This is a genomic window from Marinobacter sp. DSM 26671, from assembly GCF_900112835.1.
GTDB lineage: Bacteria > Pseudomonadota > Gammaproteobacteria > Pseudomonadales > Oleiphilaceae > Marinobacter > Marinobacter flavimaris.
On record NZ_FONF01000036.1, the window covers coordinates 1 to 16,917 of the forward strand.

Here is a 16,917-nt window from a genome sequence, read left to right on the forward strand (position 1 = left end):
ACTCCTTTGCGAAGAACACTGCCGCTTCGCGCAAAAAATCACGCTCCTTCTTCACGCGGGCCAATTCTCGCTTGAGGCGGGCAACCTCTTCGTCTCTGGGGGAACCAGAGCCTTTAAAGGCCTTATCCGTTTCCTCATCCGCTTCTCTGCGCCACCGGGATAACAGGTTGGGATTGATGCCGATCTCTAAGGCTACCTGGCGACAACTCACACCGGGTTGCCGGGTTAAGGCGATGGCTTCGCGTTTGAACTCTGGGCTATATTTTCTGCGTCTGGACATGAACACTCCTTTGGCACAGTGTGCCTCTTTTTAGGAATGTCCGCAGTAACGGGGTAGAACCCCCGATCACTGGAGCAGATCATTGAGTGGCGTGGGAAGCCGCGCTCTATTCGCTGTGACAACGGCCCTGAGTACATCAGCGGCAAGCTGTCAGCCTGGGCTGAAAAACGGGAGATCAAGTTGGCGTTTATCCAGCCTGGCAAACCCCAGCAGAACGCCTACATCGAACGCTACAACCGAACAGTCCGTTACGATTGGCTGGCACAGTATCTGTTCGACAGCACCGAAGAAGTCCAGGATTATGCCACCCGCTGGCTCTGGCACTACAATCACGAACGACCCAATATGGGACTCGGAGGAATTACTCCTCAACAGAAATTGGCCACGATGGCCTGAGGTCTACTTTTGAACCCCGTTAAAAATGGGGGGATTACCGAGCCATGAGGCGCAACCTGGCTGAAATGATGGATTTTATTAGTCTGCAGCATTGGCTGGGTATTGATAGTTGCGGGGATCTCTTTCAAACCCGCCAAGACCTGGTGCATTTCACATCCGCGTTGAGGAATCCAGTTCTAGACCAAGGTCAGAATTTTTCCGGCGGCAAAGCCATGATTTCAAACAGTTACCTTTGGGATCAAATCCAGACTGGGCTGATGGCGGAAATAAGTTCTCTGCCAGATGATTGTGTATTTATTCCTCTAGGCCAGGGTGTTGATGCGGTATTCGAGAAACTTGCCAGTGAAGGGGTTATCGATCGAACTCGCGTGCTTTCGGGCCTACCTCATGCTTCTGGAGCCAATGCGGAGCGGATTGCCTACTTTTGCCAGCGTAAGGAGCGGGACCAACTCTCGGACAAGACCAACCCTGACAAACTCGACGCTGCTCGCGCAGGACTCCTTGACCAAATAGCCATACTCTCCGGCAAACAGAACGTCCCAATCAACGAGAAAGTCGAAACGGCACAAGTCTCTGTTCAGACACCAGGAGCGCCTTTAACCGCAGCGAGCTATGAGTTCGCGACAGCAAATCGTGGAGAGATCAAACGGATCTATGCCATTGGCAAGGTAAAAGGCGAACCTACCCTTTTCACCGCTCAGCACGACTGTTCCGGGCGATACGTGCTTAACCGGAAAAAGTCATCACCGACAGCCGGGAACACGACAAACCGGGCTGAGAATAAAGTATATGCTGCTACGCTTCGGGAAGCTGCCGAGCTGCTGGAGTCCGGTGAGTTTCTGATAAACCTCGTAACTGACAAGGGCATCAGGGCTCTGCGCAGCTACAAATCGGTGACGATAGATCGCAGCTAGCGAAATCGGCACACAAATCCAGTTACGAGTTACCCACTGAAGACCATTCGGCCCTCAGTGGGTTTTTCCCTTCCCACTTGCAATACACATCGAACTGCAAAACAACCTGCAATCTGTTTTGGCTACGCTCAATGCTGTGATGCTAAAGCAGGCAAAGTCAGACTCTCACCTATACTTCACGACTGATTTAACAGAGATTCCTCCATCAGTCACATCGATACATTTCAGTTCGGTGCTCAACCTATCAATGATCTTGTCGAGTTTAACTGCTGATATTTCCGGCTCCCCATCAGCCTCCAGTAACTGGTTCACTTTTTCTAGGAGGGCATCCTTTGAAATCGAATCCGGCTGCTCCACTCCCCTCAAACTTATCAGTACGGCTGCATACTGATTATCGAGCGTCTCTGTCATCAGACTCTTTGCGCCTCTTGCCCCACAAAACAGCGTTGCCAGTGCAAACAGCCCTATAGCGATAGGGTCCGATGCCTCAGTCAAAGCATACACTTCACCACTGATGGTTACGGAGCCTGCTGAAAGTGAAGGAAGGTTCAGTAAGCGCTTAAGGTTGATCCTGGTAACCTTCGCCTCAGAAAGATCTCCAGAAGACACCGAGAGCATCATGTGCAGCGCCACATCGCCGGATTGTCCAGCCCGGCGCGGCCGAGGAAGTATCTCTTCAGACCAGATGCCTTGAACCTTCAACCAATGAACGAGGTCCTGCTCAGCAAGTTGCGGCTTGTTGCTTTCGCCTTTCCCGTCCATTACTTGGGGTGGCAACTGTCCTCCCCCATCTAAAACTAACGACTCGCCATCCCATTTGGCCAGTGCAAACTCATTGATTAAATTGGGCAGCTCTGTCGGCTCGGTAACGACTCGGTAAAGCCACAGACCCCAATTGCCATCTTCGTTAACCGCGCTTACCCAACGTTCGGCTGCTTTGGCCTTCAGATCCGCGTCATCACCGTATTGTCCCTTAATCTCCAATACGAGATTCAGCCCGATATCAAGCTGAGCAATAAAGTCAGGAACATATCGCGATGGCACACCGTGATTACGGTAGGGAATGTAAAAGCCCAGATGTTCATTCTTGACCCATTTGACCACCCCAGGGTGGACATCCAAAGCAAACCCAGCGCTTTGCTCCCATTTTTTGGTATCCGCAACCATCGCGTTGAGATGGCATTTATTGACTGCGTATATCGGTTTGGTCGTGTGATAGTCGACGAACTTGGTGCTGCCTCGGCCTGATGCGCCTTTCGGAATTCGCGGTAGCTCGGGGCTGTCTACCAGCCCACCAGAACCCTTCCGGATCGCTTCGAAAAGACTATCTACAGCCTGTTGTTGGTATTTGCCAACCAGAAGCACATCACAGGGCTCAGCACTCCCTTTACAGTCGGTTTTCTCTTGCAGGAACCGCTTCGCGGCGAAAGCCACTTTCGGAAACAGCACGTGCACCGGCACCGTTTCCGCTTCTGAGCCACCCTGTTCTGCCTGCCAGCGTTTGCAAACCTGCTGAGCTAACCGAAAAGCAACCTGCTGAGTTCGGAATTGCTTCCGCCACGCAGTCAAATTCAACACCGGTCTCTGACCCGGGCCGAACTTTGCCAGACTCCCCTCCGGCGCGGTCATTGAGTTCATCTCAACCTGATCTGGCACTTCCTTTGGATCAATCGTCAGTTTAGGAATTTGATCCCAATTTAAGTGAACTTCAAAGGTTTGCGGGCTGTAATAACCCTCGACCAGTGGAAACTCGATTTCATAATGTTCTTTCGCCGGATCGCTGAAGATATGATTCGGCTCTTTGGGCGGCTTAGGGTCTTTCGGTTCGGAAACTTTAAAGGGAACGAGTTCAAAGGGCACACCAAAAACTTTAGCTGTTTCCTCCTCGAACTGATCGGTTTCCTCATTGAGCGCATAGCTCCGGCGCCTTAATGCTCGACCAATAACCTGTTCACACAGGAGCTGCGAACCGAAAGGCCGGAGACCGACAATGTGGGTGACGGTGTTGGCATCCCAACCTTCCGCCAGCATCGCCACAGAAACGATACAGCGGATATTGCGACCGGGAGGGATTCTCTCGTCAATCCATTTGTAGGAGCCATCGTTGTCATCGCTCGCGGCCTTTTCGTTGTTCTTCCGAACCAGCTCCGACCACTCCTCTGGAATTTTACCGCCCGGCCAGGTTTTCTTGCCGATGGTATCCAGAATAAACCTCAGGCGGCGGGTTTCATCTTTCGTTCCACCCTCTTCAAGGTCTTCAACCACTTTGGAATCGACACGGACCGTAACCTCTTCACCTGGTTGGTTTCTGAACCAAAGAGGTGCTTCACCATAATTCCCCTGGTTATCCGCCAGCCAGTTGTGTACCTCAGCCGCCACTTTGGTGTCCCTACATACCACAATAAAGACCGGGGGAACCGGGTGAAGCTCATCCTGACTATCGATCTGCCAGTGCTCAAAACGTTTATGCCAGTCCTGAGCAAGCGTGGTGATGGGTGCCGCCGCATAGGTCATCACGATCTGCGGATTGAGCTTCGTACCCAGACCATCCTTTTCAGCCATGGACTCAACCCACCGCCAGACATTGAAGTAGCCTGCGTCTTCCTCCCCTGTGATGTCTCGGGTTGGAAGCTGGGGAATTTTCACCAGACCAGACTCAATGGCATCCAGCAGCCCGAAATCTGACACGATCCAGGGGAAAGGTTTACCCACCTCATTTCCCGAGCCCTGGATGTAGAACGGAGTAGCTGAGAGATCTATGCAGTATCGGATGCCCTTTTTACGGCCACCCGCAAGTTTGTTGATACGGTCCAAGCCCTCTATCCAGATAGTAGCTTCCTTGGCGTTTTTCTTCGCCAAGGTCGTATCGTCTTCTAGATCTACCTCCGCTGCAGAATCTCCACGGCGATAGGCATGATGGGCTTCATCGTTGAATATCAGCCAATGGGGACTTCGGCCTTTACCGGAACCGAGCTCTTGCCGTATACGCTTGAACCAAGCCTGATCCGACTCGAAGTACTTAACTTCAACCTCTTCGTTCGCCTTCCCTGCATTTTTGACGACCTCAACAGGCTCACCGGTTTTTACGACTTTTGCGGAAGTTCCATTTACAGAATTTGTCTCTTTTTTAGCCAATCGGTGCCAGTTGGCAATCATTACCTCGCCCCGGCGGAGTTCCTCCATCCTGTGCGGAGGAACCAACTGCCTCGTACGATAAAGGCTGCTATCGCCCAACGCCGGGTCAAGTTCCTGCAATCGTTCTCGGATGGTTACGTTGGGGCAAACGATAAGAATTGTGTCTGAAAACCGTTCATCCGTCGGAGATGCCACGTAATTCAGAATCGACCACGCAGACAGCATTCCCATCACGGTCGTTTTGCCCGTTCCTGTCGCCATTTTGCACGCATATCGGGTGAACGCACGAAACCCAGCTTCCCTTGAGGACTCGCCAGGATGGTCCACAGGGATCTCTGGCATCCCCTTCAGGTAAACGTCGCTCGCCTCAACCAGGAAAATTACTGTCTCAGCGGCTTCCACCTGCGCATAGAACAGTCGCTGTTTCCGGAGCGTCCCATCCCCTTGCCACAGAGACAAAAGCTCTTTGGTTACGGCAGATGCGCCGTCATATGGAACACCGGTCAGTTTTCCCGTACGCCATTCCTTGATGCGATGGCGAATCCAATTCACGAGAGGAATATCTTCTTGCTGGCCAATACCAAGATCACCCTCAAGGCTCAATTGATCCTTGACCTTCCGGTTACGACCACTGCTTTCAGGAACGCGATAGAAATAGCTGGCGGGGCGTCTACCGGCCGCCTTTACAGGCTGTTTTCCCTTCTCAATTTGCCAGTAAAATGCTGGCTCTTTGAAGGGCGAGTTGATGATTGGCGACTCAATCTCATTCGATGCAATTGGGTCAGGGACATTCGCCTGGCTCATGAACTAGCCTCCGATCCCTCTCTTACCACCATAAGTTCGTTGCCGCGCTCATCAATCACCTTCACAGCAATTCGCTGATGCTGTCCCAGCAAAAACGGCTCGGATACCGTTCCAGCAAGATGGTCCCATACCGAGCTATCGAACTTGGCTTTCAACGATTTCTGTAAGTTGTCCCAGGCAGACGTCTTGGGAAAAAACACCTGGCGGGCAACGAAAGCCATACCGTTATAGTCGGTGTCCAGCATCCAGCAAGGAAGGTTATCCGCTTCAACAGACTCGGTCTCCAAATCCTGAGGCCGGAAGATATCGAGACCGCGTAGTTCAACCTCATAGAGTTTGGTTCCATCCGGTGAGTTGTCGCCTGTAGGTCGGAGATCGAGATCCGGGAGACCGGTGATGGAAAAGACTTCCGATGACTTGCTCGTTTTCAGAAGGTCCGACATCACAACATCTGGAGTGACCGAAACGTAAGTGCAAGGTAGCTTCAACTTTCCACGATTTTCGATCAGCTGTCGCGCTTTCGCTTGGATAGCAAACCCGAAGAAATAAAGCGCATCAAATTTGGCGAACCATGCTTCTCGGGCTGCTTCAAGTACTACTCCTGAGTCAATGGCGCCATCTTGGGGACCAAACATCACTGCAACTCGATGCGTATCCCCATTTTCCTCGACTGCTTCTGCATGAAGGTATTCGTAATCAGTACCTAAAGGTCTCACACTTTCGAATTCGAGAGATTTATTACCAGGTAACCTTAGGGTTCTACTCTGCCTTAATACCTCAATCATTCGATCCAGGTATTTCCTAGGGTCATCATACGTACCAGCTACATCCTTGACCTCTCTATCCTCCTCACATATCGAGCTAGAAGCTTGTATTGTCGCTTCCACTGTAAACGGTCCACAAACCCGCGTTATCGACTTGTTGACTTCCGGCTTATCAACAAGCTTTACAGTCTCAGGCTCCTCATCATTAGCGATTGATTTAAGAGTTATTCTTGGGACTAGTCCGCCTACTTCATCACCTTTGCGACTCTGCTTTCGCTTATAAACAAAGCCAGCTTCGGGTCCGCGAATGGGCTCTATCAATTCGTACCAAGGAAAGGTTGATGTAAGCAGTCGCTGTCGAGTCAAGGCAAGAGGAATTCGAGACGTATCACAGGTAATCCAACGCCGCCCCCATTGTTCAGCCAAATATGCCGTTGTTCCTGAACCACAGGTTGGATCAAGCACCAGGTCGCCAGGAGTAGTTGTCATCAACATACACCGTTCTATCAGGGGCGTTCCTGTTTGAACTACATAAAGCTTAGGGTTACTGCGACTTTGAACACTGCCTGCGATGTCAGTCCATAAATTTGTAATTCTCTGGTATGGGAAATCATTAAAGTACCGTACATATCGGAGCTTTCCCTTGCTTGTTGAGTACAACCTGCGATTTCTCGCTAAACGGTCCATGCCCTCTGGAACAGCCGCCTTCCAGTGATTATTCGCTCCACAGTCATACTGAACCCCGTCCATTGAGTACTTTCTAATAGTGTTTTCACTTGCACCTTGAGAAATAATATTATCGAGCTGGAAAACCTTCGCACCTTCGGGCAGATCAGTTAGCCCCTTTTTTTCATCCCGTGTCAGCGCCCGGCGAGTTCCGTCCAATAGTTCCACCTGATCATACTTGGAGCTCGGGTCACCGACAGGATTTTGTTTTCTTTGGTAGACCGGATTAAATTTAAGCTTTTCTATATTTCTGGCATACCAAATCACATAATCGCCAGCTCGACTTAAAGTCGATGACGCAAACCCCCCAGTGGTGGCATACGCTATTAAAGAGACGAAGTTTTTGTCACCGAAAACCTCATCCAGAATCTCTCTTACATGGTGAAGGTTATCGTCGGATATCTGCAGAAAAAAACTACCGCTTTCTGAAAGTAATTCTTTTGCAAGTAATACTCTGTCTCTAAGATAAGTGAGATAAGAATGTAAACCGAGTTCCCAAGTATCTCGGTAAGCCTTCACCATTTCAGGCTCACGAATCATTTCATCGTCTTTACCGTGCTTCACATCACGCTTTCGGACGAAAGGCTGAAAGTTCGACCCGAATTTCACACCGTAGGGTGGATCCATATAGATCATCTGGACCTGACCACCCAGACCCTCATATTCGAGGAGGGAATTCATGACCTGCAGCGAGTCGCCCAATACTAGTCGATTAGTCCATGGCCCTTTGTGCTCGTATGCGTCAAGCTTGTCAGTGACATCCAACTCGGGATCGCCGAACAGATCCAGCGTGCTACCGGCTGATTTGTAGCTTTCCAGTGTTTCCAGTATTGCCTGAGTGGAATGGCGCTCATGGACAAACAACGGGATGGTTGGAACGCTTATTTGCTGCCTTTCGGCCTTACCCGTCCAGTTAAGGAATGGCTTGGTCAAACTTCTCAGGCGCGCAATGCACTCCGCCAGCGATCGGAACTTCTCACCAGTGCCTAACCATAGTTGTGGCTCCTGAAAAACAGCTTGCTCACCTTGCTCAGCAGCCCGCTCCACCAGCGCCAACAACCATTCGGCCATATCGCGCTCAGCGTTCTCATCCCAAACGAGCTCCGGTGCCAGCGATGAATCGTAGCGGTAGGATTTGGGTGGCTTTCTGGCATCAAATTCAGGCTGAACCCCTACGTCCGGGCGCTGAACAGCCTCTTGCTGGTGGCTATAGGTACCCGATTGCTGCTCGTTATTTGAGTTCTGCTTTCCGTTTGCCATATACAACCTATGCAAATAGTTTCCATTTATTGGTTGCCGCACGGATGCCCTCAACCAATTGTTCAATCTGTTCTTTCGGTCCTAGACTAGCCAGGCGCCAGAGACCCACTGATTATTCTCTGGGTGCAGGTGCATATTACTCACCGCCTCCAGCCGCTTATCCGCAGCTAACTCTGCCTGTTTAAACTGGGCCTGATTCTCTTCCCGGACGGGCGTGAGCGTTCCAGTAATAGCCGTTGTTTTTAACCATTCAGCAAATGCATCTGGATTGGTCTGCACCTCTCCGTTGGGTTTGACCCAGTAGGCGGTGTATTCCTGACGCATCCTACTTCCCTGGTCGTTCTGCCACCTGAGGAGACTGGTTAACAGCGCCCCACCCTTCAGTGAGTGATTCTCAATAACTGCACTCAGGCCCAGGAAGTCGTAACTCTTTGCCTTTTTGAGCAGGTACTGCATCAAAAACGAATCCAGGTCCAGCATGTGCGTGTTTGGCCGGTTGACCACCAAGTCCCGATCCAGAGTGACTTCATAGCGGCTCCGCTCCACGCTGATTTCATGCTGAACTGCCTCTGGAAGCCGAATATGAAAAAGCCGCCCCTCATGGGTTGTCTCAACAACCTCTATGCCCAGAATGCTGAACATACCCACTACAAACGCCACGCCGTGCTCGTGGTCAATCCTCAAGCTGCTGCCGGTTTCATTCGGGTCAAAGCCTGCAGCATGTTCGAAGAGTTCTCGTTGCTTCTCAGTTGCCGCTTTTGCCCTTTCCAGTGCCTCGGAAATTCGCTCCTGAGTTCGAGTGATACCCTCAACTGTGGCCTGCTCAAGAATCTGATTAACGTCTAGCAAATCCGCCAGCTCGCCAAGAATGTCGTCGCGAAGCTGCTCGTTGTATTCGGCACTTACCCCAGCCAAGTCGTCTACAACCTGATCGATGCGGGTATACATTAAGTCCATCACCTGCTCATCAGCGGTATCTGGTGAATGAAGATTAAAGACAACTACCCGCTTCTTTTGACCGTACCGGTACAAGCGACCAATGCGCTGAACCAGGCGCATTGGGTTCCAGGGTAGGTCAAAGTTCACCATGATGTGACACTTTCGCTGGAGGTTAATACCCTCTCCGCCTGCCTCTGTTGAGATAAGAAAATTAGCGGTGTCTTCGAAGCGGGCTATGGCATCTCGCCGCTGGGGATGTGGCATGGAGCCGTTGATTAACTCTACACTGCCATCGCCAAAGCGGGTTTCCAGCGCTTCACGAATATAGGCTTGTGTAGTTCGGTATTCGGTGAAGATCAGAACCTTCTCGTTAGAATTACTGCCAAGGATTTCGGTGATCAGTCGATCGATAAATCCTTTAAGCTTTCTGTCGTCAACACGCAATCCGTCAGCTTCGGCGATGAGTTCATCCAGGAGCTCCAGCTCTCCCTCGAAGAACTCTTTGGCATCTGTGTAGAGCTGCTCTTCCCACTCCCCGAAGAAGCGCTGGTCCTGATTCTCTATCTCATCAAACTTGATACCACCAAGAATCTCACCTTCGAGGCGCGCCTTTCGATTAATCAAAGCCTGATGAATTGCCGCAACGCTTGAGGCGGCCAGCTTACGGTACACCGTCATTACGAAGCCAATGGCGTTGCCTTTGAAACCCAGCGCTGCGCCGGCTGCGTAGCCCTTCTTCAGGTAGTCCTGGAGTTTTTTATCAAACTCCTTGGCAGCTTCGGATACATGTACCGGTAACGAGGTGGTGGTTTTACCTTTAAACAGGAAGTTCCCCTCCGCATCCGTTACGTCTGCTTTGTTGTTGCGGAATACCATCTCTCCGATAATTTCGGGGTTTAGCGCCAGCGTGGTGATTTCTTCCTTGCGTTCCGGATGAAGCAGCTCCAGGAGTGCCTGGAATTTGTCCTGCATGCCCTGGTGGGGCGTAGCGCTCAATAGAATTAGAGCATCCGTATTGCGGCGGAGGTGCGCTGCCAGCTGAAAGCGTTGGGATGCATCCAGCTTCATTCCGTACTGCCGCCGGCTCAGTCTGTGGGCTTCGTCAAAAATGACAATATCCCACTTTCCAGCTTGCTGGATTTGTTCCAGGTTCTCGGGGCTCTTGAGACGATCGATGGAAGCGATAACGAAATCAAACATCTTCCAGTGGCGAGGCTCATTGATCATAAAGTCCTCACCGTAAATCTGGAACTCCCCCATTTTGAACTTGTAGTTGAGTTCTTCCTGCCACTGCTTGGTCAAACCTGCCGGAGTAACCAGCAGCACCCGCTTGAGGTGTCCTCTTTGTTTGAGAGCGGCGAGGAGCATGCCTGTCTCGATGGTTTTTCCGAGACCTACATCATCAGCAATTAGCCAGTTCAGGTGACCAGAGGCAAGGATGTGGTGAACCAGGTGGATCTGGTGAGGAAGTGGATCAATTTCAAGATTCGACAAGGAGCCGGTGTTCTCATTCCACATTTCCAAGGCATGAGCCAACGATTTGAGCCTGAAACGCTCGGCGCCGTCCTCCGGCCCCGTATCACCGAGAATGAAGCGATGTCTCGCACCCTTTATCTGTCGGAGGTTCTCATACGGCAGCCATGCCTGACGACCCAACTGAAGGAAGTCGACGAGTGCCTGGTCTTTTCCACCGATTGTTCTTACTCGCTGGATTACTCCCTCACCAAGAGACGCTCTTACTCGTGAATTGGGCAGGTCCTGTACTTCCATCTGCGGCTTGAGACCACTCCGAAGGTCATCTAAAGATTCAACAGAAACCTGGCCGGATTTCTGCCACTTAACGGTGATAACCACATCATCGCCTCGATCCACAGAATCGACGACACGGCCCACTGTTTCTTCGCCAGACGACGATACCTTTTTTACCCAGCAATTTTTGACGGGCGCAAGACGATTGCTACCTTGGCTCACTTTTTATCCTTATCTTCGTCAAATGCTTCCTTCGGAAGAACTTTGAACTTATTTTCTATTCCCGGCATGGCGAATCCACTATCTGCACCGATCTCCCTGAGTTCGTCCCTCATCTCTGATATTTCACTCAAGAGCTCCGGGTTATCAACGCCCCACTCATCATGAACTGGGAAACTAAAGAGAAATCCAAGATCACCCGGGAGAGTCCGTCTACTCGCACCCATTCGATACCGGAGGTATTTGAGAAATGCGTGGAAGTGGCGCCGCAACCGATTATTGAAATACCACTCTTCAAAGAGCTCTTCGATAAAGGCCTGAATCTCGAATTCATCTGGAATGGATGGAAAGCAACGGATAAGCCTCAACGCATCTGCCCAGCTGAAATTCCTGTAAACGGCCTCGGCCTGCATAAACGGCGCGTTGGAGCGCATCCGAAATGTGGTCCAGAGATATTCATTACTGAACCAGATCGAGCGGACCTTTTTCGCCAAGACAATCTGCTCTGGAACTGCACCTCGTTCGATCTGGTTTTCGATCGCTATACGAGCTGCGCTCCAACCACTTTCCACGAAGATCGATTCAAGCAGTGGCAGATACTCCCTATCCCACCCCACTCGTTCCAGGACATCCACGGCAGCCTGTCGAGCTCTCTGTTCTCTAGGGATACCTGCAAGCGTGAGGTCTTCATCGGTGTTTTCACGACTCGCCTCTTCATCGAAATCGTCGAGGTCTTCCCAGCCAAAATCCTCAGACTCAAAGTCATCCAAGGGGTAGTCTTCTACCGCCTCAGTAACCGGATCAATTTCGTAAATATCGTCTTCGAAATCGGCCTCAACATCGACGATGTCGAGAATATTGTTTTCGTCATCTGGCAACTCAAGGCTATCTTCGGATCTTTCCGACTCATCATCGCTTTCGAAGGAAAGACCCAATTGGGTTTCTGAACGATCTGGCGTTTCCGCCTGTTTGGGAGCGGAGATCTCATCGGATGCAGCCTCATCCGTTACCTCTGATCGGGATTCAATTGCCTCAGGGATGTCTGAATCCGGCGTACCGGCATCCGAATCAGCTCTACCAGACTCATCGAGCTCGTTTTCCTCAGCCGCATGAGGGATATCAACGGGAACAGCATCATTTTTCTTCGCGCGCCCCCTTCTGATGATCGTAATTTGAGGTTCGGAATCATCAGGTGTTTCGGGCGTGTCTCGTTTCTCGGGCTGTCGCTTCAAGTGGAGTGTGCCCGATCTCTCCCGATGCTGAGCCTCGTCTTGCACGGGCTCAGCTCTGACTTCGTCCAACGGAGAAAATTCATCGTTTGACGAATCTTCAGCTAACTCTTCAATATAATCCGCGTCTGCGTCGCTGAAGGCTTCTGGTGAGTAATCGCCATGGGTAACGGGATTCGGGGCCGGGTTAGTTTTGGCGAGAGATCGTCGCAAATAAACAACCGCCTTCTCCGGCTGGCGGTCCAGAAGATAAACCCGCCCCAGTGCGCTGAGAAGAGACGTATTATCAGGGGAGTCGGAGATCGCTTCTTCAAGGAGGTCGATAGCCGCCTGACGTAACCCCTGGGTAACAAGCTGGTTGACTTGAGTCAGTAAGGATGTCGTCGTTTCGGTCGACTTTCGACCGACATCACTTTGTTTGTTGGTCCCTAACACCAAACAACTCCCTCTACTGCTAGCGACTCTCTACTCGGCAGACAACTGAACATTGCCGATATTCCGGAGTAACCGATTATTGGTCACAGAATTTGATGCAAAAGCATAGCCTGCGACCTTGTTGTTGTAGCCTCAATACTGATTGATTCAGCGGACTTTTCCAAGCATTGAAAAGGCTTTCAGATCAGTTTAACGGGCTCACACCACTAGAATACAGCGGGGAGCGACATTCAATGTCGCAAGTCAATGCGCTCGCATGTGTTTCACCACCTAACCCTGGAGCATTTCGAATCAAAACTGATCCTCCTCGCAGACCAGGTATTCCAGCCGGTCACTCTCCACCGCCAGCACATGAGCACAGTAGACAAACTCCCGCCAGTGCAGGCTATCAACCGGATGCACGCAGCGACCGACAATCTCCTGGTGGTCATTCAGCATGAACTCGACCACGTCGGTAGAGCGATTTCGCTCCCATGTAAGCTCTACAATTTTCTCAACAGGCAGTGCACTCACAACGTCCGAGGGCACTGCTGGACTTATGAAAACACACTGCCCGTCGCACTCCGACAGGAGGACGGTCTGGGAGCGCTGTAATTCGCCCTCTTTGAACCAAAACCGGAGCCCGATCGTGTTCCCGGAATCGACCACATCGACCTTCAGGGCCTGTTGACCGACTTGAATTTCTTGGTCTTGCCGAAGTCGTTCGAGATGCTGAGAAACGACAGAGCCTGGCGGTCGGTATTGCTTCGGGTCGTGCCTTTCATGAAACCGATCCAGTAGCGCCGTCATATCCCTCTCGACCGTTACGATTTCATCCCCCACCAGCATTTCAGCATCGTATGCCAATCGCCAAACGTTCCTGGCAGTTTGGTAAGCAAAGGTTCTATGGAGCGTGGTCCAGGATTGCTGGTGCATCAACGTCGCCAGTTCCGCATGGGATCCTATCTGGACTTGGGTTCCACGACCGTCCTGGTGATCGACCACGACTCGGGCAAGGATTTCTCCAGATGCCCTGGCTGTCGTCAATCGAACTTCGGCCATATCCGATACCTGTCCGACCAGGTCGCTAACCTTCAGGTTAACGCTCAGTGGCCAGCGACCGCGCTCACCTACACCGAGCGCTGAGGCAATCAGTTGCTTCGCCTGATCGACGTTCGCCTGCACTTGCTCTTGAGTCTCCCTGATCTGCTGTTTGAGAAAACTCAGGTGTCCCATATCAGATCTTGGATCTGCCGGATCAAAAGGACTTTCCAGGAAATCTCTTATCTGGGGCTCTATTCGGGTGCGATCGGCGATTTCAGATTCGGCAATCTCCTCCCTGTCTGAAGCGACCGTGTTCCCGATCTCATGGAGCGATGCCATGTAACGATTAATATTTTCCGAGAGCCGACGAATCTGAACCCGCTCAATGCTCTCCTTCACATGAGGGAAACTGACCTGTATTAAGTCATCCTCTTCCGGATCAATGAAGCCTTCACGAGTGAGCCGACGCTGTGCCAGTGAGCCAACCCGATCAACCCGGCCGTTCTTCTGCTCGATGCTCACTGGCGAACCTGATACGCCGTAGTGAACAACGCTGTCACAGAACAGGTGCAGGTCTTCCCCTTCCTGAAACACGTTCGTGCTCACCAGTACCAATGGATACCCCGGCATACGAAACTTGCGGGCCTGGGCTGAGCGCTGTCCCGGCGCATTAGTCTCGCCCGTGGCACCTATGATCGGAGCGATTGGGTTTAGCTGGTTACTGAGATAGCGGCGATATTCATTGGTGCCCAGGTCAAAAATGCCTGGAAGGTTGGCTTTCAGTATCGCCGGCAGCTCATCCGCCAGCCCCTTTAGTTCACGATAGGTGGAGAACCCTGGAACATGGGACTGTCGAGTCAGCTCCGTGACGAAATCTTTAACCCAGCCAGTTAGGACGCTGCTACTGAGATCTCCCTCTCCCTGCCTCAGACGTGACACGTACAGATCAATCATGCCGTGGCCCGTGCGTAGCACCGTCGATAAAAGTGCCGCGTGTATATCGACGGTCCTCAGAAGCGCTTGAATGTCCTCAGGGTTATTGCATTCTGCCGTTTCAGTCAGCTTACGAAGCAGCTTTCCTAAACTTGGCAGAATTTGCCCCCTCAGCGCATCGCTGGCTTCTAGCTCAGAGAACAGTGTTGGTATGCCGAGTTGCTCTCGAACATCCTGAGGGTCTAGTGGAGCACCATCTTTCTGATATTTCTGATGACTGACGGAAGCTCGAAGATGATCTCGAAGTGGAGCAAATACGCTGTGTCCGAGGTGGTTGACCCAGGCATCGAGGAAAAACAGTTGCGACAGCCTGAATTTCCGGAGGTACTCCTGCGCCTGAACCTTTCCAAGATCGGCAAGGGACGTTTCGGTTGCAGCGGCCAAGCATTGCTCGATAACTTGGCGTGGATCCACGCCGCTGAAAAAGCAGATGAGCTGTGCCCAATTCACTCCTAACAGAGGGCTGGCGAGGCGCGTGGGTTGGGAAAGGCTTTGCCTCACCTGATCCGGCGTTAAAAGATCCCCCCAGTTCTTCTGTTTTTGAGGCTTTGGCGCATCGCCCCGGAAGAACCAGTTGAAGAGGTTGTCGTTCTTGGGCGGCTGCCGGAGTTCGGCCTCCCCAGTGCTGCCCTCGTCCGCGAGGCCTTCGTCTATGCGCTCGTCCCTGAAACGGCTGATTTCACGGTATTCGCCGATCACGCCTTGCATAGAGCTCAGGGCTTTCGGGCGATCTTGCAGGCGGAAGTTCAGGTAATTGATCAGCCAATCGTCATAGCACTCATCGAGTTTCTGTTTGAGTTCTTTGACGCTTTTCACCCGACGCACGAATACAAGCTGTTTGCGATTCTCCTGGAAAACCGCGTTGGCCAACTGCTTTGCAACGGTGTCCATTTTAGGGTGTGGCAGTGACCGCCCGAGGTTTGCATTGACATAGCTGTCGACAATAGCGCCAACCACGTTCCGGTCCTGCGCATCGCGTCCCCTGTCATCGGGGTCTTCGCTATCGAACTCCACCCGGGGGGAGCGAGTGGTTTCACCATAGCTCTCGAAGGATGCAAGCATGCCCATTTGAAATGACGGCGAGCCATGTTTGTGACCAAGTGCATCACCAACCTTCTTCTGAACCAGGGCGGTGACTAGCTTCTGTTCATCCGTTTCCAGTTCAATCGCTGCCTTTTGCCCATCGCGCCACTCCGCACGGTACATATTGCGGGTGTATTCCCGGTCGCCGATTTTCAACCGGTTGAGGCGGCGCACCATAAACCGGGCAATCTCTGCTTTGTCCGTTACAGACTGGGCGTTCCTGAGTAGGCCGTCCTTCCCTACCAGAGCAAGTTGGTTTCGTAGCTGTTCCAGGTTGCGGTCGTAAGGCGTGGCGGAGAGCAGCAAGGCATTGCGTACGCGACGCTGAAAAGGTCGGTCCTCAGCGTTTTGGTTTTGATAGAACCCCAAGACCTGAGAAAGTACGCGGTTTCGGTCGCTGCTCTCGAAGTTGTGTTTGAAATTGTGGCTCTCGTCGATAACCACCAGGTCGAAGGTGGGCAGCACGTAATTCAGTGCCCGGGCGAACTCGTCTTTTACTCCACGATGAGTGGGATCACCACTTGGGACCGAAAATGCCGGCAACATTCTCTGCAGTTTCTTGCGCTGCTCGTTCCAGCTTCTGATTGCTTCCTCATCGTATTCATCGGCAGCTTTTTTTAAGCCAAAGCTGAAACTCCCATTGCGAACGAAAAAGTCAGCATAGAAGCCGGAGGCTGCTGTGCGGATGAGGTCTTCCAGGCTATCGCATTTGGCCACAGGGGCAGCCGGCTTGCCCTCCGGAGTACGCACTCGGTAGCTAGCAGTACAGACGTTCCTGTCGATAAAGCTGGCATGTTCCCGCAGCCATTTATCCTGAACATTAGCACTCGGGCAAATATAGAGAACCCGCAGGGCCGGGTTGAAATACCGCATCTGCATATTCCGGCCCATCGTGACCACCCATTCCGTTTGAACGTGACCGCCTGTTCCGGGCGATCGTGACCGCTCATTCCGTTTTATCGTGACCG

The 16,917-nt window shown here is 51.8% G+C and carries 6 protein-coding genes and 2 pseudogenes; 2 read left to right on the forward strand and 6 right to left on the reverse strand.

Annotated features, from left to right (window positions below; all coding sequences use genetic code 11):
* Window positions 1-280 (reverse strand): annotated as a pseudogene (locus tag BM035_RS21040) (transposase); the annotation flags it as partial.
* Window positions 281-343: 63 nt separating this feature from the next.
* Here BM035_RS21040 and BM035_RS21045 point away from each other — a divergent pair.
* Window positions 344-676: pseudogene (locus tag BM035_RS21045) on the forward strand (integrase core domain-containing protein); the annotation flags it as partial.
* 44 nt (window positions 677-720) lie between these two features.
* Window positions 721-1,590, forward strand: a complete 870-nt coding sequence (locus tag BM035_RS21050; protein ID WP_092034277.1) for a hypothetical protein — start codon at window positions 721-723, stop codon at window positions 1,588-1,590.
* Window positions 1,591-1,755: 165 nt separating this feature from the next.
* Here BM035_RS21050 and BM035_RS21055 read toward each other — a convergent pair whose 3' ends face one another.
* The 5 genes from BM035_RS21055 to BM035_RS21075 form a co-directional block, all read right to left on the reverse strand.
* Window positions 1,756-5,529 (reverse strand): BPTD_3080 family restriction endonuclease, encoded by a 3,774-nt coding sequence (locus BM035_RS21055; RefSeq protein WP_217646370.1) that lies wholly within the window; start codon window positions 5,527-5,529, stop codon window positions 1,756-1,758.
* A complete protein-coding gene (locus BM035_RS21060) occupies window positions 5,526-8,345 on the reverse strand; it encodes a site-specific DNA-methyltransferase (RefSeq protein WP_217646371.1) in 2,820 nt (939 codons plus the stop codon). Before BM035_RS21060 ends, BM035_RS21055 begins: the two co-directional genes overlap by 4 nt.
* 15 nt (window positions 8,346-8,360) lie before the next feature.
* A complete protein-coding gene (locus BM035_RS21065) occupies window positions 8,361-10,736 on the reverse strand; it encodes a DEAD/DEAH box helicase (protein ID WP_254775551.1) in 2,376 nt (791 codons plus the stop codon).
* A 449-nt stretch (window positions 10,737-11,185) separates the two neighbouring features.
* Window positions 11,186-12,850 carry a tetratricopeptide repeat protein gene (locus tag BM035_RS21070; RefSeq protein WP_092034281.1) on the reverse strand — a complete coding sequence of 555 codons (1,665 nt, stop codon included), beginning with the start codon at window positions 12,848-12,850 and terminating at the stop codon, window positions 11,186-11,188.
* Window positions 12,851-13,141: 291 nt separating this feature from the next.
* On the reverse strand, window positions 13,142-16,822 hold the full coding sequence (locus BM035_RS21075; protein ID WP_139216086.1) for a DEAD/DEAH box helicase: 3,681 nt from the start codon (window positions 16,820-16,822) through the stop codon (window positions 13,142-13,144).
* Window positions 16,823-16,917: the final 95 nt, after the last annotated feature.